Below are 16,971 nucleotides of genomic sequence, written 5' to 3'. Positions count from 1 at the left end.
GTATATTATTAAATAGAGTATGTTATATATTAAATAGAGTATGTTATATATTGTTTTTTTAAAGGAGAGATATCATAAATGAATTGTATTATAGCACAATCAGGTGGACCTACTTCAGTAATTAACGCTAGTGTATATGGGCTAGTAAAAGAAAATGAAAGATTAAAAATATATGATAATGTTTATGGAGGCTTAAATGGAATACAAGGTATTTTAGAAAAAAAGATAATAAATTTATCTAAAATGTCTTCTGAACAATTAGAAATTTTTAAAAATTCCCCTTCTTCCGGTTTAGGTTCATGTAGATATAAACTAAAAAATTACATAGAAAATAAAGAAGAATACTTAAAATTAATTGAAATATTAGTTTCTTTAGATATAAAAGCTTTTTTTTATGTTGGTGGTAATGATTCTATGGATACTACGGCTAAGTTAAGTGCTTTTGCTAAAGAAAAAAACATAGATATAAAATTTATTGGAATACCAAAAACTATTGATAATGATTTAATGCATACAGATCATACCCCTGGTTTTGGTAGTGCTGCTAAATTTATTGCAACTTCTATTTTAGAAACTTATTTAGATTCTAAAGTCTATAGAGATAATGGTATATTTATTATAGAAACTATGGGTAGAGATACAGGTTGGTTAGCTGCTGCTGGAGCTTTAGCAACTTTACACGGAAAACCTTGTGCAGATTTAGTGTATCTTCCTGAAAAAACTTTCAATATGGTAGAATTTCTAGAAGATGTCCATAGAATTTATAAAGAAAAAAATCATGTTTATATTGTTGCATCTGAAGGCTTAAGAAATGAAGATGGAAAATTCTTAGCTGAAAGTTCTATTAGCACAGGACATGATAATTTTGGTCATTCCCAATTAGGAGGAGTTGGTCAATATTTAAAAAATTTAATAATACAATCAGGAATAACTAAAAGAGTTAAAGCATTAGAATTATCTGTTCTTCAAAGGTGCGCTATGCATTGTGCTTCTAAAATTGATATTGAAGAAGCTATAATGGTTGGAAAATTTGCTTTAGAAATATCAATTAAAGATTCTTCATCAGGACATATGGTTGCAATTAATAGAGATTGTACTGAACTTTATAGTAGTTCACCATTTTTAATAGAAGCTAAAAAAGTTGCTAATAACATAAAACATTTCCCTAAAGAATGGATTAATGAAAAAGGTAATAACATTACTGAAGAAGCTATTAACTATTTAAAGCCTCTTATAGATTATAACTACGATTTATTACCTTTGTATACAAGCTTTGCTTTATAAAAATAATTTGATTTTATATTTTCAAATAAAAAATCATGACCTTTTAATAAACTATTATATAGGTCATGATTTTTTAATTTAAATTATTTCTTACCAAATTTCATTGTTATATATTCTAATGCATTAAAGAATTCATCTATTTCTTCTATGGTATTATATAATCCCATACTCACTCTTATCATTCCAAATTCTTCCACGTTGGGATTTAAAGTTTTTTTGCAAATTTCTTCTGTAATTCCTAAAAGTCTTCTAACGTAAGTGTGCGCGCAAAAGCACCCATCTCTTACTGCAATACCTCTTATATCTGATAAATATTCACTTACTTTTTCACAATGAATATTATTTACATTAAAACAACCTACTGCTAATCTTTGTTCTTCATCACAATCACCATAACATGTAATACCTGAAAAATTTTTAAGCCCCTCTAACAAATAATTTTTCAATATTTTTTCATGTTCATTAATATTAGAAAATCCTATTTTATTTAACATCTTTATGGAAGCTATTAATGCTACTACACCTAAAAAATTTGGACTTCCAGCTTCATATTTACTAGGTGATTCAGCCCAATATACTTCATTATCTAATACTAAATCTACTGCTCCTCCTCCCTTTAAAAAAGCTTTTTTATTATTTAAAGCTTTTTTTGATGCTACAATAGCTCCAATTCCAAAGGGTGCATACATTTTATGAGCTGAAAATACTAAAAAATCAATATAATCATCATCCCCAGATCCTTTAATATTAATATTTTTATGAGCTACTAATTGAGCTGCATCTACTATAATTTTAGCTCCATATTTATGAACTATTTTAGCTATTTTATTAATAGGATTTATATATCCAGTTACATTGGATGCTGCAGTTATTGTTAAATACTTTATCTTTTTACCACTATTTTTAAATTTATCTTCAATATCTTCAATATTTATTTTTCCTTTATTATCTACATCTATATATTCAATTTTACCTACAAAACGCCAAGGAAGATCATTAGCATGATGCTCCATTCTAGTTGTTAAAACAATATCATCATTATCTACTAAAATACTAGCTAAAAGATTTAATCCCTCTGTAGTATTTTTAACATATATAACATCATATGGAGATTTTCTACTTAAATTAAAAAATTTTAATATTATTCTTCTAGATTTTTCATAAAATTTTGTGCAGTATAAAGCTTTTTTTCCTTTTCCTCTTCCAATAGATCCATAATTAACTAGAGAGTTATTAACACAATCTTGTACAAGTTTAAAAGCTGGTGTAGTAGCTCCATTATCAAAATTAATAGGAATAACTTTTTTACCATCTGGAAGCTCTATAGTTTCATTTATTCCTACAAATAAGTCTCTATATTCTGCTAAAATATTTTTAACCATAATGTAACTCCCTCCTGCTACATTTTATTCAAAAGGTATTGCAAAAGTTCAACCTATATATGGTAATACCATTAATTAATACTGAAAATTGATGAAAATAACTTTTCCTAGTATAATAATTGTATTGTTATTTAAGTAAAACATAATTTTTCAAAAAACATTTTATTGTTAAACATATATGGAATAGGAGTAATATAATGATTGTTTTAAGCTGTAGAAACATAAATAAAAGCTTCGGTATAGAAGAAGTTTTAAAAGATATTACCTTCAACATTAATGAAGGAGATAAGATTGGACTTATAGGCGCTAATGGTGAAGGAAAATCTACTCTATTTAAAATTTTAACTAAAGTTTTAGATTATGATAAAGGCGAGTTATTCATAGATAAAAATAAAACCTTAGGATATTTATCACAAAATTTATCTTTAGATAGTTCTAATACTATATACGATGAAATGCTTAAGGTATTTAAATCTTTGGTAGAATTAGAAAATAAAATAACAAATTTAGAAGAAAATTTAAATGAACCTTATGATTCTAATAAAGAAGAGTATCATAATAAATTAATTAAAGATTATACACTTAATCAAGAGTTATATGAAAATCGTGGTGGGTATACTTATAAAGGAGAAATTTCTAGAGTTTTAAAAGGTTTAGGATTTCTTGAAAATGACTTTAATAAAGTAATAAATACTTTAAGTGGAGGTCAAAAAACTAGAGTTGCTTTATGTAAATTGCTTTTAACTAAACCTGATATACTTCTTTTAGATGAGCCTACTAACCACTTAGATTTAGATGCTATAGAATGGTTAGAAGAATATCTTAAAGCATATAAAGGAACTGTTTTAGTAATATCCCATGATAGATTTTTCTTAGATTCAGTTACAAATGCTACCTATGAATTACTAGGTGGAAAAATATATTGCTATAATGCAAGTTATACTAAATTTTTAGAACTTCGTGAAAAAGATTTAGAAGCAAGATTAAAAGCTTATAGTCTACAACAGACAGAAATTAAAAGACAAGAAGAAATTATAGAACGTTTTCGTTCATTTAATCGTGAAAAAAGTATTAGAGCAGCCGAAAGTCGTGAAAAAGCGTTATCCAAAATTGATAGATTAGAAGCACCTGAAGTTATTAAAGCTGCTACAAAAATCAAATTTGAAACTTCCATTAAAAGTGGAAATGATGTTATTCATGTAGAAAATTTGAAAAAAAGTTATGGTGATAAATTATTATTTGAAAATATAAGCTTTGATTTAAAACGTGGTGAAAAAGTTGCTTTAATAGGAGAAAATGGCAGAGGTAAAACCACTCTTTTTAAAATAATAAAAGGAGAAGTAGAAAAAGATTTTGGTTCTTTTACTATAGGAAAAAATGTTTTCTTAGGTTATTATGACCAAGAACAATCAGATTTAGATCCTAATAAAACTATTTTAGATGAAGTATGGGATGATTTTCCTAAACTTACTACTACTGAAATTAGAAATGCTTTAGCATCTTTCCTATTTACTGGTGATGATGTTTTTAAAGAAATTTCATTACTAAGTGGTGGTGAAAAATGTAGAATAAATTTATTAAAACTTATGTTATCTAAATCTAATTTTCTATTACTTGATGAGCCTACAAATCATTTAGATATAATGTCAAGAGAAGCTTTAGAAGAAGCTATTTTAACCTATGATGGCACTCTTATAGTTATTTCTCATGATAGATATTTTTTAAATAAAGTTATAAATAAAATAGCAGAACTTGAACAAACAGGCGTAAATACTTATTTAGGTAATTATAGTTACTATTTTGAAAAAAAGAAAAATCCAAATAGATATGTAGGATTAGATGAACTTTCTTCTTCCGGTAAAACTAAAACTAAAATAAAAGAAGAAAGAAGAAAAAAGAAAGAAGCAGAAAAAGAAGCAAAACAAGCAGCTTTAAAAGTTAAAAACTTAGAAAAAGATTTATCAAAAAAAGAAGAACTTTTAGAGAACCTTCAAGGAGATCTTTGCAAAGAAGAGATTTATTCTAATCCAGCTGAAAGTTTAAGAGTTAATAAAGAAATATCTAAATTAGAAGAAGAAATAAATTCTTTATATGAACAGTGGGAAGAACTAGCTAGTCATTTAGAATAATACTATTATATAAATAAAACAACAAGTATTATTTCATTTTATCATATACTTGTTGTTTTAAATTATACAATCATTTACGTTTTATTTTTATTACTTAATTCCAGTAGAACCAAATCCTCCTCTATCCTTATTTCCAAAGGATTCAACTTCATAAAATTCTATTTCTGGCATAACTTCCATAATTCTAAATTGACCTATCTTATCTCCTTTTCTTATCCATGTACCTTCATATTTTTTATTATCTAAAGTTTCTATATGTTTACTTTGTAAACAATATACTGGCATATGCCATTGATCATTATCTCCTATATATGTATCATCTACTACACCTACTGAATTGGTTTGAATTATTCCCCATGTTTTAAATGTTGAACTTCTAGGTGCTAAATGCCCTTCCCATCCTTGTGGTAATTCTAAAGCAAATCCTAAAGGAATCATAGACCTTTCTCCTAATTTTACAAATACATCTTTATTTGAATATACATCTATCCAATTTCCTTTTACTATTTTTTTTAATTTTATTGCTCCTTCAAAATATTTAATTCTAATTTTCATAAGAAACCTCATCCATTCTTTTAATTTATTATTTTAAATTATATCATAAAATAATAAATACCCATAACTATATGAGTTATGAGCATTTATTATATTAAAAGTTTAAATAAACTTATTAATCTTTTTAATTTTATCTAACAACAACATCCCTTGCAACCATATTTTATAGGTGGTCTGTTGCAATTTTCTCTTTTTCTTACATCATTTATTATTACTATATTAGCACATTTGCATTTTTTACTAATACATACTTCATAACATGGATAATATTGTGGTTGAACAAAATAACATAAATCTAATGGTTGTTTAACAGCATATAAGCCATCATCTAAACAGCAAAAAGTAACTCTACCATTTTTGTCTGTACATTTGCAGTCAATTAGCTCAAAACCTGAAGTACAATCAACTTTATATAATTCTATAGGAGCTCCACTTAAAGGCTCTCCATCAGAACATTTTAATTTAGATTGTACATTTATTTTGCCTTTTACAGGTAGAGCTCTAGGCATAGCTCTTTTACATTCACATAATGCATCTGCTCCAAAACATTGATTACATTCACATTTTGTTCCTGTAGGATCTGGATAATATGAACAATCATTAGCACATACATTCATACTAGCAGGTTTTTGTCTGCTAGTATTACAAGAATTGCAAGGGTCACAACAATCACAAGGATCACAACAATCACAAGGATCACAACAATCGCAAGGATCACAGCAATCGCAAGGATCACAACAATCACAATGACTAGAATGACTCGCACAATTACAGTCAAAATTATCTACTGGTAATGCACTCTCAGCACTATTCATTGGCATTTCTAAATTCATTTCCATATTCATATCATTACCTAATGTAATTTCAGAATTACCGTCATTATTATACATCCACTCTAAAAATTCACCTGAGCCACCATCATAATTGGATCCAAAATTTTCATAAGACATTATTTTTTCCTCCTTGACGAGTAAAGTATACTACAATATATGTATTATAGTTACACATTGTGATAATTTTGGATATAAAGCTTCTAAATTTATTCTTTAGTATCAATTACTTTTTCAGCCAATCTTCTATATATATTAGCATTATTAACTAAAGATAAAACTAATAATAATTTTTCTGAATTTTTTTTATATGTATCTTCACTATTAATCTTAAATGTTTTTTCATCATTAATTATATTTTTAATATTTATTAAATCTTCATTATATAATTCTAAATATTTAAAATATAAACTTTCAATATCATTTACATTTATTTTTTCTTCATCATAAGCTTTTACAATAGGTTCTAATATTATCTTTATATCTGTTAAAGATAATATTCCTTTTAAATTATATATAAAACACATTATTATAATATGTGCTTTAGAATATTTTTTATTTTTTATTGTCATTAACAATTTACCTTTTGAATAATTGTTAATCATAGTTTTAGTAAGAATTTTATCCTCTTCATATCTTTTAACTTTACCTAGTTTATTTTCAAAAAGCTGAATTACTTGATCCATATATAAATCTATTTCTGGTATATCATTTAATAATATATTATCTTTTAAACATAACTCATCTAACAATACTTGTAATTTCATAAATCCTCCAAACATAGTAATTAAAACTATTTACTGTTACTATAACACTTATTTTTTTATTTATATATATTTATCATATTAGTATTCATATTTCTTTTCAAGATATTTCACATAAAAATTTATAGTATTCTAAATAAAATCTAATTGACAGTTAAACAAATATATAGGATAATATAAATATAATATAATGCGGTTTTAAAAACTATATGTTGTGTTAAGGAGAAAATGAAATGGAAAGATTTTTTAGAGAACCTATTAATGGATTAACTCACCTATTTGGAGCTTTTTTATCTATAATAGCTTTAATTTTAATGGTTATTAAAGCTATAAAACTAAATGGATTTGGATTAGCCTCCCTATCTGTATGCTTATTTGGATTAAGCTTAATTCTTTTATATTCTGCCTCTGCTACTTATCATCTTGTAAAAGCTAAAGATAATGCTATAGCTTTTCTTAGACGTTTAGATCACTCTATGATTTTTATACTTATAGGCGGAAGTTATATGCCTTATTTACTTATAGGATTAGAAGGAAAAAGTAGAGTATTCCTTACAACTCTAATTATAATTTTAACCATTTTAGGAGTTTTATTCAAAATGATTTGGTTTAATTGTCCTAGATGGCTATCTACTTTACTATATATTGGAATGGGATGGATATCTATATTTGCTATACCTTATTTTGAAAATATTCCTGCTGAAGCTATGCTTTGGTTATTAATAGGTGGGATACTCTATACTTTAGGAGGCATTATTTATGCTACAAAACCTAAGTTTCTTAATTATTCGTATTTTGGATTCCATGAAATATTTCATATTTTTATACTTTTAGGAAGTTTGAGCCATTTTATATCTGTATTTTTCTTTCTTTTAAAATAAATAAAGAAGGCATCACTTTAAAATGATGCCTTCTTTATTTTACTTACTTTATATACCTAATTAATTACTCTTTTATAAAATCTACAAACAATTTCATATTAGGTGAGATTAATTTATCTTTATGATATATAAAATATAAATCTCTAAAAATACTTATATCATTAATATTAATTTTTTTTAAACTACCATTATTAATTCTCTCTTTAGCACATTTAAATGGTACACATGAAATACCTAATCCTGATTCTACTACTCTTAAAATTGCCTCTGTATTGCCAAGTTCCATATCTACATTATATTTAAATCCTAATCCAATTAGATAAGATTCTATTATTTTTCTAGTTCCACTACCTTCTTCTCTCATTATTAACTTTTCTTCTTGTAATTGTTCGAATGTAACATATTCTAATTTAGATAACTTATGTTCATTGCTACAAATAAAAATTAATTCATCTTTCCATATAGGTTCTGGTATTATTTCTTTAAAACTTATATTTCCTTCTACAAAAGCAAAATCAACTTTATTTTCCATAATCAATTTTTCTATAATAGAAGTATTTTCTATTATTAAGCTTATATCAATTTCTTTATAATTTTCATAAAATTTTTTTATGTATTCAGGTAATATATATGTTCCTATGGTAGTACTAGCTCCTATTGAAATTTTTCCTTTATGACCTTCTTTACTATTTTTAATAGCTTCTGTTCCTTCAATATAAAGATTTAATATTCTTCTAACATATTGATAAAAAACTTTTCCTTCATATGTAAGATATAATTTTTTACCTATTCTGTCAAAAAGCTTCACACCAACACTTTCTTCTAATTCATATATTGCTTGACTTACAGAAGGCTGACTTATATAAAGATTTCTAGCAACTTGAGACATATTTAAACAGTTAGCCGTTTCCAAAAAAATTTTTAGTTTTCTTAAATTCATTATATTCAATCCTTACTTTTCTTATCTAAATCTTTATCCAATTCTTCATAATCTACATCTATAACTGGACCATCCTCATACAAATTGTCATCTTCTACGGAAGTTATTTCTTCTTCAACTTCTATATTATTCTTTTTTCTTGTACTCTTATGCTTAAATTTTAAAATTTGAGGTTTTATAAGTTTAAAATATAACCAAAATGCTGCAATTAAAAATAATATTATTGGCAATATATACAGAACCAAATTAAATACTATTATAGCAATTAAAACTATAACTATAATGCTTAAATATTTTTTCATTATTAACCACTTCATCCTTCTTTTTACATTTCTTATTCTTGTATATATATATAATAGCTTACAAATAATAAAAAAACAATTGCTAGTTTATTAAAGAAAAAAATAAATAATTATATTTAAATTAGGAAAACTAATTAAAGTAACATTTTAAAGAAGGTGATTTAATGAAAAAAAATATAATTTTTATGTGTTTTATTATAATTTTTACAATTTTAATTACTATTCCTTGTTTTGCATATGAAAAAAATGAAGATAAAGAAAATTATAATGAAAAAAAAATAGTATATCTTACTTTTGACGATGGACCTGGTGGTAAAGTAACAGAAAAAATTTTAGATACTTTAAAAAAAGAAGAAGTAAAAGCTACTTTTTTTGTTATTGGAGAATTAGCAAAGGATCAACCTAATATAATAAATAGAATTTATAATGAAGGTCATGCTATAGGTCTCCATACTTATACTCATAATAAAAATAAAATTTATAGAAATAATAAAAGTTTTTTAGAAGAAAATATTCAATGTCAAAAAACTATAGAAGAAATAACTGGATTTAAACCTTATATTTTAAGATTTCCTTTTGGTTGTAATAATAGTTTATATAAATTAAATAAAAGTATGGTTGATACCCTTCATGAAAATAATTTTAAAATATATGATTGGAATGTAGATTCAAAAGATGGAATGAATCCTAAATTAGCTTCTTATAAAATAGCTAATAATTCTAAAAGTACTAATTCAAATTCAGTAGTATTGCTTCATTGTGGATATGTAAATAAAAATTCTGCTGAAGCTCTTCCTATTATAATTAAATATTATAAAGATAATAATTATGACTTTAAAATTATAGATAATTCTACTACTGAAATCTATAAAATAAAAAAAGAAAAAAATTAAAAAAAGGGTACATTTTATATGTACTCTTTTTTTAATTTTTATTTTGTTCCCAAGTTTGTTATTCCTTTAACAATAGCTTCCGCTATATTTTCTGCATTATATCTTTTCATATCTTCTATAGAATTTAAAGAACAACATCTTATTAAAATACAAGGCATTTTAGTATAATTAGTAATATATAACGGTCCATTTTTTACTCCTCTATTATAATAACCAATCTCTTGCATATGTTTACAGATATTTAATGCAAATTTTTCAGATCGTTCTGAAAATTCATTAATCCAACATTCTACACCTCTACTTTTATTCTCTCTAAAATCTATACATAAATGTAATACTGAAGAAGTTTCATTAGCTTTCTTAACTCTATAATATAAAGATTCACCTACTGAAGAAAACTGTTTATTCCAAGGAGTACAGTCCACAATGTTAAATTTTAACTTTTTAAATTTTTCTCTTATTAAGTTCCAAATTTCCTTTGTGCACTCTTCTTCTACTTTAAGTCCGATTATCCCCTTATCTGGATAACAATTATGACTAGCATCTCCACTTATTATAGCACCTTCTGCTAAATACATATTATTCCTCCTTTGATTACATTTTACTAAAATAAATTATATTTTATAATATGACATAGAACTTATAAGGTGCTAATTATAATGAAATTTTTGTAAAAAAATCATACTTTTTGAAAAATAATATAACGCTAGTTAATACTAGCGTTATATTCTAAGAAACTGATTATTCTTCTATGTTTTCTTCTTCTTGTAAATCTACGTCATTAATTTCCATAGCTTTATTTTTTTTATCATAAATTAATGATACTATAAATGCTGTACTTGCTAAAGCTAATAATGCTAATTTACCTTTTTTTAACTTTTTATTTTGTTTCATAGAACTGCCGTTGCCAATAATATACAAACTAATTTATTGCAACAGCCACCTCCTTTTAATAAAATTTTTATTTTAAACTAAATACTTACATTTCAAAATATTTTTTATTACACATAATGTATTCTAAATGAATTTTATTTATTAATAACATATACTTCTTGTGTCCATTTTATTAAATCTAATTGTTTTTCTACTTCACTTAAACTCATATTAGGATGTATAGTTTCTTCATGTGCTATAGTAATAACTGACATAGCAATGGCGAACTTAACAGTTTCTTCTATTGATAGGTTATTCATATATCCATATCCTAATCCTGCAACAAAAGAATCTCCTGCCCCTGTAACATTTTTAACTTTTACATCATTAGCTTTAATTTTTCCACAACTTTTCCCGTCATTGTAAAATATACCTTCAGCATCTAAACTTATAAACACTTTTTCTACTCCAAGAGATCTAAAGTAATTACTGGCTTTTATTAAATCTTCTGAATCAGTTATTGGAAAACCCGCTAATATTTCTGCTTCATGTCTATTAGGTTTTATAGTATGAAAATGCTTTATTAAGTGTTTTACCCATCCTGCTTTTTCTGATGAAACTGGATCTAATATAAAGTTTGTATGTTCTTTAAAATTTGTTAATAAATATTCCATTATGACAGGATTGTCTGAATCAAGAACAGTATATTCAGAATTTTTTATTATTTCGCTTTTACTATCTATAAAATCAGTATTTAATGCATCTATACTTTTCATATCAGCTATAGCTGAAACCATTTCTCCATTCTCATCTAAAATAGCTAAATAAGTTGGAGTGGATCCATTTTCTATTATCATAGAATCTTCCATATTATACCCTATTTTTTTTGAATGTTCTATTATACTTCTTCCACTTTCATCATCACCAAGCATTGAAATAAATTTAATATTTGCCCCTACTCTAGCCATATTTTCAGCTATATTTCTACATACCCCTCCAAAAGACATTTTTACATTTCCTGGTGTTGAATTATATGGTCTATAATTTGCACCACAAAATCCAAAAATATCAACAACTGATGCTCCTAACACTAATAAATATGGCTCTTTTCTTAAGTTCATTAAAACTTCCTCCTAGTATATTTAATAAATTATATTGATACAAACTGATTATTGCTTGCATTATATTCATATCCATTATCATAAAGAACTTTTATTAGTTCTTCCTTTGATATATTTAAATCTTCACATAATATATCCAAAGAAGAATAAAAATCTCTTAATTTCAAATTAATTCTACTTAATAAAATAAATGGATCCATTTCTTTTAAATTTTGAAACTCTTCCATAAACTCCTCCATAAATTATTAAACTTTAACATTATTATATACGACTTATATAACTTCTACAAATATTTTATTATATTAAATATTCTTCCTATAAAGATTCTTATTGTAACATTTATTTAAAATATTCATATTCTATTAATGAGTAAAAGTAGGGATTACTCTTAGTTTTAAATTCTTATACTACAAACAATACATTTCCTTAAGCATTTACAATAAAAAACCATTGATTACTCAATGGTTTTTTATTTCTTTTAATACATACTTACTCAAATATTCCTTTTAAAATTAATTTTATATTTATCCAATTTTTTTATGCATTCTATAATTTTTAAATTATGTTTAATTATTTATTCTTCTTCTTTCCTTGTATTTCTGGAACTGGTGGAACATCATTTTTTTTTGGTGCTTCAAATCTTTTAGAGTTCCATGATGATTGTTGGTTTTGCTTTGACATAAAATTCACCTCCTTAATATAATACTATTTTGTAAAATTTAATTGTTTTTATACATTTTAATTGTATAGGGCTCTAAATTAGAAATTTAACTACTATATTTTTTAATTAAGAACCCTATATAATATAGTTAATTTTTTTATAAATTAACTTATTTATTTTTTCTATTAACACATTTTTCTAATACCTCTATTTAAAAAGTTATCATTTTTACAATTAAGATATCTATTATCTATACATTTATTATTACAACAATCCTTAACTTTCTCTAATAACTTAATACAAATTTCTATAAGACTTGATTCTGAAATTAATTTACAAGAACATTTTTTAATTTCACAACATAATACCTTTGCTTTTATATCAATAACAGTATACTTATTGCATGATGGAAGACTTATACAGGTTGAAAAAGGTACAGTAAAACATACTTCTTCCAAAATACATCCGCAATTCCTACCTCTAGATGCAAAATATTTTATTTTTATAGTTTTTGTTCCAGTTATAAATATTTTATTACCTAAAGAATTTTCTATAACCTTACATCCATTAATTACAATCTTTACACAAGATTCTTTTATTTCTTTTATATCTGGTTTGCACCTATCTAAAGCTAATATATTTGATTCACATATTTGTTTAATTAATGTTCTTTCTAACACAGGTTTGCAACAACTACTTTGAACATATTCATTACAACAAATATCACCAGTAAAATTGCAACAATTATACTGTTCATTACAACAACAGTAATCTTCATTGAAAACAAACATATTTATATCTCCTTTTTATTTTAATAAATTACTTTATTTTATGTATATATACTAATAATGTTTACATTCGACAACAAAACTGAAATATTTTATTGCTAATTTCAATAAAAGAACTTTTAAATATCTAAAAAAATAAATTTAAAAGCTACTAGTAACCATTTTTTGGATAATAAATATACTATTATTATATCTTATATGTCTATTAATACATTAAAATAAAAATTAATGTAACTTAAAATACTGTGATTATAGAAGGGTAATAGGCTTATATTTTTTAATTCTATTAAAAGGGGGAAAGCTATGAGTTATTATTCTACAAATTATTATGGAGAAGATGTATCTAATAATTTAATTAATCAAAAACCTACTCTTTTAGCACCTATTTCATTTTTAAAAAATCAATTTGATGAAGAAGTTACCGAAGAAATTGTTAACATTAAAAGTAATCATTCTTCTAAAATTAGTAATTTAGAAAATACTAATTCTAACAAAAATAAACCATCTAAAGACTTAAGCAATTCTTCATATAATACGGAAGAATTTAATTCTATTAATGAAAAAAATTTTACAAATAATCCTAAATCAACTACTATGCTTAACTCAAATTTAGATGAAAAAAAACTTTCAAATAAAAATATACTTAATTCACTTAATAAAAATGATTCTAATAACTCTAAATCAGAATCTTATAAACCTATTAAACATACTAATGAAAAATTTTCAACTTCAAATAAAAAAAATGTTACTCCCCAAAATACTTTTAATGGTAACACTAATACTTTAAATTCTATTAATGAAAATAAACTAGAATCCAATGAATTTTTTAATCCCTTAGAAAATTTTAAAAATACTAAAATTCATCATAAATATAATAAAATATGTGATTCTAGCTTTCAATTTTTCCCATCACCTAAATCTAATTGGTTTGGAATTAATATAGAAAAAAGTGATGTTTCTAATCTTTATTTTAATGATTTTAAAATTGATGAAAATTCTTCTATAATTCTCCCTAATAAAGTTTCAATTTCATCTACCAAATTTAAATATATAGCTCATACTAACCTTAATTGCTTATGTTTACAACCTAAATATAATAAAGATCTTAAAAAATTTCAGCCTGCCTACGCTATGCAAGTAATAGAAAATTTAGATTTCAAAAATTTTTGTGAATTAAAATTTTATTGTTCTAAATTTGACTATAATCACTTTAAAGCACAAGGATCAGCTAATAATACTACTTATAATTTACGTATATCTGCTACTTTATTTTTAAATGATATTAGCTCTTCCCTATGTGAGTTTATAGAAAACTCAAAAAACTGGCCCATAACATCAAATAATACTTTTTTAAAATTTTCATACTCCCCTTTATTTCAAATTTTAATTCCTGAAGGTACACCAAATGAAATAATCCTTACAGGATCTACTAGTTGCCCTATTCTTTCTGATTATAAATTTAATTTTTATAATTATATTCCAAACTTTGATGATACTAATTTTCATATAAAAAATAATGATTTAATTAAAGCAAATAAAGCTACTTTAGTTTTTATAGCTGAAGCTTTAGACCCAAATAATCCAGCTGGAATTTGCTTATTAGACGACATTTATTTTTTATAAACTTTATACAATGGAGGATTAATTTATGAGTTATGATTGTATGACTAAAAAAGACCCTTGTGAATGTATACCTAACCCACCTACCTTTACTGGACCAAGACAAATAAATGGAGAAATGATAGATAATAGTTCTATATTTTTTGGTGGTTTATGTACTCCTGAAGAATTTAAATTAGATAATGCTAACTTTTGGACTGAGCTTTCTGTAAATGGTACTATTTGCGTACCAGAAGTAAAACCTTGTATAGAATCCATTGATTCCATAAACACCAAAATAGAAATACTTAAAACAGAAGTGATTATCACTCCTGCTATTTACAGAAATGTTACTGATGATTCCATAGATGTAACTAATTCTGTTAGAAATCTTGAAGGAAAAATTACCACAGGTAGAAAACTTATTGTGGAAGGTCTTTTATGTTTTTCCGTTACCTATGTTTCTACTAACCTAAACCAAAGTGTGCATAGCTTCCATGGTCAAATACCTTTCTCTGCCTATATAATTGTTCCTTATCAAATTGGAAGAACTGATTCCTTAGATATAAACTATCAAATTGCAAGTTGTCTTGAAGATGTTATGGTTAAAGCTGTTAATGAAAGATGTATTTCTATTTGTGCAGCCTTTGTACTTCAAGCTATTCCTTCTGATAAAATGTGTGATGATAGTTACTTAACTGATTCTGGTATTCCTTGTAACTTCAATATAAATTCCAATTGTAATCATGAATATCCTTGTATGGATCATGAACCTATGTTTTATGGAGTATGCTCCTTAAAAAAAATAAAACCAATTCTTGATGTAACACAAGTTAATAGAAACACTTCTAACTGCCAATGGACAGAACTTTTTGTGCCAGAAATATTAAATATTCCTGATCATAAACCAGATATAGAACAAATTCTCTCTGTAACCTCTAATTTAGATATCATATGTCAAAAGGTTATTTTATCTCCACAAGCTGAAAGAAATCATGAAAATCTAGTACTAACTGGTAAAAAATTAGTTATTGAAGCTGTTTTAAGACAAAGAATTACCTATGTATCTACAAGTGATTGTCATTCTGTCCATTCAGCTCACTTTGATATTCCATTATCAGCTTTAATAGTTGTTCATCCAAATACTAATTTAACAGATAAATTTAGAATAACAGCTTGCATTGAGCATATTTATGCCTGTGCTTTAAATCCAAGACAAATCTTCAAAAATACCACTTTATTTCTTAAAGCTGATAATATAACTTGTATAAATCCTTAATATAAAATGTCTAAATAAGGAGGAAATTTATATGTATTGTACATGTTCAAATAATGGTGCTAGCAATTATAGTGTAGTAGGCCTTTGTGATGTAAGCAAATCTAAATTTAAGACTATAGCTGAAAATAATGCATGGACAGAAATAAGTGTACCAGAGGCTTTAATCCTTCCTGACTGTAAACCTAATATAGAAAAAATAGATAAGGTTTATATTAATGCTGAAATAACCTCTACTAAAGTAATAAATACTCCTGTAGTACCTACTGATAACACTACTAGACAATTAAAGCCTAATTCTGAAGGTCAAATATTAACAGGTAAAAAACTTCTAGTAGATGGATTTCTTTGCCAAACCATAGTATATACTGCTGCTATTCCAGAGCAGGCTGTATATACAGTTAAATTTAATGTACCATTCTGTACTTTTATAGTACTTAATGGAAATACTAATGTGGATATTGATAAATTTTGTGTAACTCCATGTATTGAAGATGTTTTTATTTCTCTTATAAATTGCAGAACTATATTTAAAAATGTTACTTTATTTTTATATTCAGAAAAAGTTGAAATGAATTGTCCTGGTGGAAGAAGACCAGTTACAACTGCTGATTGTAGAATTTAATTTTAGTATATTTAAAACATATTTCTTATATAAAATTTCAATAGTAAACTAATATTTTATTATAATAT

18 protein-coding genes are annotated in these 16,971 nt (G+C 25.0%); 7 read left to right on the top strand and 11 right to left on the bottom strand.

Features of this window, described 5'->3' with window-relative positions:
* The first annotated feature begins 78 nt into the window (after positions 1-78).
* Complete coding sequence (locus GBZ86_RS05560) at positions 79-1,284, top strand: 6-phosphofructokinase (protein WP_152888563.1); 1,206 nt, start codon at positions 79-81, stop codon at positions 1,282-1,284.
* 83 nt (positions 1,285-1,367) lie between these two features.
* Here the strand turns inward: GBZ86_RS05560 and GBZ86_RS05555 are convergent, their stop codons facing one another.
* Positions 1,368-2,666: an aminotransferase class V-fold PLP-dependent enzyme gene (locus GBZ86_RS05555; RefSeq protein WP_152888561.1), complete on the bottom strand. Its 1,299-nt coding sequence runs from the start codon at positions 2,664-2,666 to the stop codon at positions 1,368-1,370.
* A 197-nt stretch (positions 2,667-2,863) separates the two neighbouring features.
* On the opposite strand from GBZ86_RS05555, the gene GBZ86_RS05550 reads away from it, so the two are divergent.
* Positions 2,864-4,795: an ABC-F family ATP-binding cassette domain-containing protein gene (locus GBZ86_RS05550; RefSeq protein ID WP_152888559.1), complete on the top strand. Its 1,932-nt coding sequence runs from the start codon at positions 2,864-2,866 to the stop codon at positions 4,793-4,795.
* A 90-nt stretch (positions 4,796-4,885) separates the two neighbouring features.
* Here GBZ86_RS05550 and GBZ86_RS05545 read toward each other — a convergent pair whose 3' ends face one another.
* The 3 genes from GBZ86_RS05545 to GBZ86_RS05535 form a co-directional block, all read right to left on the bottom strand.
* Positions 4,886-5,350, bottom strand: a complete 465-nt coding sequence (locus GBZ86_RS05545) for a dUTP diphosphatase (protein WP_152888557.1) — start codon at positions 5,348-5,350, stop codon at positions 4,886-4,888.
* Positions 5,351-5,484: 134 nt separating this feature from the next.
* Complete coding sequence (locus tag GBZ86_RS05540) at positions 5,485-6,300, bottom strand: prealbumin-like fold domain-containing protein (protein ID WP_152888555.1); 816 nt, start codon at positions 6,298-6,300, stop codon at positions 5,485-5,487.
* An 89-nt stretch (positions 6,301-6,389) separates the two neighbouring features.
* Positions 6,390-6,947, bottom strand: a complete 558-nt coding sequence (locus tag GBZ86_RS05535; protein WP_152888553.1) for a DUF1836 domain-containing protein — start codon at positions 6,945-6,947, stop codon at positions 6,390-6,392.
* Between the two features lie 230 nt (positions 6,948-7,177).
* Here GBZ86_RS05535 and trhA point away from each other — a divergent pair, with 230 nt between their 5' ends.
* The gene (trhA, locus tag GBZ86_RS05530) at positions 7,178-7,825 is read left to right on the top strand and encodes a PAQR family membrane homeostasis protein TrhA (RefSeq protein ID WP_152888551.1); all 648 of its coding nucleotides are present in this window, start codon (positions 7,178-7,180) and stop codon (positions 7,823-7,825) included.
* A gap of 64 nt (positions 7,826-7,889) precedes the next feature.
* Here trhA and GBZ86_RS05525 read toward each other — a convergent pair whose 3' ends face one another.
* Positions 7,890-8,765, bottom strand: coding sequence for a selenium metabolism-associated LysR family transcriptional regulator (locus tag GBZ86_RS05525; RefSeq protein ID WP_152888549.1), 876 nt, complete (start codon positions 8,763-8,765; stop codon positions 7,890-7,892).
* A gap of 5 nt (positions 8,766-8,770) precedes the next feature.
* Positions 8,771-9,067, bottom strand: a complete 297-nt coding sequence (locus tag GBZ86_RS05520) for a hypothetical protein (RefSeq protein WP_152888547.1) — start codon at positions 9,065-9,067, stop codon at positions 8,771-8,773.
* 164 nt (positions 9,068-9,231) lie between these two features.
* On the opposite strand from GBZ86_RS05520, the gene GBZ86_RS05515 reads away from it, so the two are divergent.
* Positions 9,232-9,960, top strand: coding sequence for a polysaccharide deacetylase family protein (locus tag GBZ86_RS05515; RefSeq protein WP_152888546.1), 729 nt, complete (start codon positions 9,232-9,234; stop codon positions 9,958-9,960).
* Positions 9,961-9,998: 38 nt separating this feature from the next.
* Here the strand turns inward: GBZ86_RS05515 and GBZ86_RS05510 are convergent, their stop codons facing one another.
* The 5 genes from GBZ86_RS05510 to GBZ86_RS05495 all read right to left on the bottom strand — a co-directional run bounded on the left by GBZ86_RS05510 (position 9,999) and on the right by GBZ86_RS05495 (position 13,406).
* The gene (locus GBZ86_RS05510; RefSeq protein ID WP_152888544.1) at positions 9,999-10,538 is read right to left on the bottom strand and encodes an N-acetylmuramoyl-L-alanine amidase; all 540 of its coding nucleotides are present in this window, start codon (positions 10,536-10,538) and stop codon (positions 9,999-10,001) included.
* 163 nt (positions 10,539-10,701) lie between these two features.
* A complete protein-coding gene (locus tag GBZ86_RS17050) occupies positions 10,702-10,854 on the bottom strand; it encodes a hypothetical protein (protein WP_170272167.1) in 153 nt (50 codons plus the stop codon).
* A gap of 134 nt (positions 10,855-10,988) precedes the next feature.
* Positions 10,989-11,954 carry a carbohydrate kinase family protein gene (locus tag GBZ86_RS05505; protein ID WP_152888542.1) on the bottom strand — a complete coding sequence of 322 codons (966 nt, stop codon included), beginning with the start codon at positions 11,952-11,954 and terminating at the stop codon, positions 10,989-10,991.
* A gap of 29 nt (positions 11,955-11,983) precedes the next feature.
* Positions 11,984-12,181 (bottom strand): DUF4250 domain-containing protein, encoded by a 198-nt coding sequence (locus tag GBZ86_RS05500; RefSeq protein ID WP_152888540.1) that lies wholly within the window; start codon positions 12,179-12,181, stop codon positions 11,984-11,986.
* A 619-nt stretch (positions 12,182-12,800) separates the two neighbouring features.
* On the bottom strand, positions 12,801-13,406 hold the full coding sequence (locus GBZ86_RS05495) for a DUF3794 domain-containing protein (RefSeq protein WP_152888538.1): 606 nt from the start codon (positions 13,404-13,406) through the stop codon (positions 12,801-12,803).
* A gap of 300 nt (positions 13,407-13,706) precedes the next feature.
* On the opposite strand from GBZ86_RS05495, the gene GBZ86_RS05490 reads away from it, so the two are divergent.
* The 3 genes from GBZ86_RS05490 to GBZ86_RS05480 are packed head-to-tail and all read left to right on the top strand — an operon-like array spanning position 13,707 to position 16,903.
* Complete coding sequence (locus tag GBZ86_RS05490) at positions 13,707-15,026, top strand: hypothetical protein (RefSeq protein WP_152888536.1); 1,320 nt, start codon at positions 13,707-13,709, stop codon at positions 15,024-15,026.
* Positions 15,027-15,051: 25 nt separating this feature from the next.
* Positions 15,052-16,281 carry a DUF3794 domain-containing protein gene (locus GBZ86_RS05485; RefSeq protein WP_152888534.1) on the top strand — a complete coding sequence of 410 codons (1,230 nt, stop codon included), beginning with the start codon at positions 15,052-15,054 and terminating at the stop codon, positions 16,279-16,281.
* Positions 16,282-16,312: 31 nt separating this feature from the next.
* Entirely contained in the window at positions 16,313-16,903 is a 591-nt protein-coding gene (locus GBZ86_RS05480) for a DUF3794 domain-containing protein (RefSeq protein WP_152888532.1), read from the top strand.
* Positions 16,904-16,971: the final 68 nt, after the last annotated feature.

It is taken from the genome of Clostridium tarantellae, from assembly GCF_009295725.1.
GTDB lineage: Bacteria > Bacillota > Clostridia > Clostridiales > Clostridiaceae > Sarcina > Sarcina tarantellae.
The sequence above is the reverse complement of the archived record's forward strand: the minus strand, read 5'-3'. Positions and strand labels throughout refer to the sequence as shown.

Coding starts and splice junctions, on each gene's coding strand:
- GBZ86_RS05545 (WP_152888557.1), bottom strand. CDS start 5,350: ATGAAAATTAGAATTAAATATTTTGAAGGAGCAATAAAATTAAAAAAA.
- trhA (WP_152888551.1), top strand. CDS start 7,178: ATGGAAAGATTTTTTAGAGAACCTATTAATGGATTAACTCACCTATTT.
- GBZ86_RS05525 (WP_152888549.1), bottom strand. CDS start 8,765: ATGAATTTAAGAAAACTAAAAATTTTTTTGGAAACGGCTAACTGTTTA.
- GBZ86_RS05480 (WP_152888532.1), top strand. CDS start 16,313: ATGTATTGTACATGTTCAAATAATGGTGCTAGCAATTATAGTGTAGTA.
- GBZ86_RS05555 (WP_152888561.1), bottom strand. CDS start 2,666: ATGGTTAAAAATATTTTAGCAGAATATAGAGACTTATTTGTAGGAATA.
- GBZ86_RS05495 (WP_152888538.1), bottom strand. CDS start 13,406: ATGTTTGTTTTCAATGAAGATTACTGTTGTTGTAATGAACAGTATAAT.
- GBZ86_RS05505 (WP_152888542.1), bottom strand. CDS start 11,954: ATGAACTTAAGAAAAGAGCCATATTTATTAGTGTTAGGAGCATCAGTT.
- GBZ86_RS05535 (WP_152888553.1), bottom strand. CDS start 6,947: ATGAAATTACAAGTATTGTTAGATGAGTTATGTTTAAAAGATAATATA.
- GBZ86_RS05510 (WP_152888544.1), bottom strand. CDS start 10,538: ATGTATTTAGCAGAAGGTGCTATAATAAGTGGAGATGCTAGTCATAAT.
- GBZ86_RS05500 (WP_152888540.1), bottom strand. CDS start 12,181: ATGGAAGAGTTTCAAAATTTAAAAGAAATGGATCCATTTATTTTATTA.
- GBZ86_RS05560 (WP_152888563.1), top strand. CDS start 79: ATGAATTGTATTATAGCACAATCAGGTGGACCTACTTCAGTAATTAAC.
- GBZ86_RS05550 (WP_152888559.1), top strand. CDS start 2,864: ATGATTGTTTTAAGCTGTAGAAACATAAATAAAAGCTTCGGTATAGAA.
- GBZ86_RS05485 (WP_152888534.1), top strand. CDS start 15,052: ATGAGTTATGATTGTATGACTAAAAAAGACCCTTGTGAATGTATACCT.
- GBZ86_RS17050 (WP_170272167.1), bottom strand. CDS start 10,854: ATGAAACAAAATAAAAAGTTAAAAAAAGGTAAATTAGCATTATTAGCT.
- GBZ86_RS05515 (WP_152888546.1), top strand. CDS start 9,232: ATGAAAAAAAATATAATTTTTATGTGTTTTATTATAATTTTTACAATT.
- GBZ86_RS05540 (WP_152888555.1), bottom strand. CDS start 6,300: ATGTCTTATGAAAATTTTGGATCCAATTATGATGGTGGCTCAGGTGAA.
- GBZ86_RS05520 (WP_152888547.1), bottom strand. CDS start 9,067: ATGAAAAAATATTTAAGCATTATAGTTATAGTTTTAATTGCTATAATA.
- GBZ86_RS05490 (WP_152888536.1), top strand. CDS start 13,707: ATGAGTTATTATTCTACAAATTATTATGGAGAAGATGTATCTAATAAT.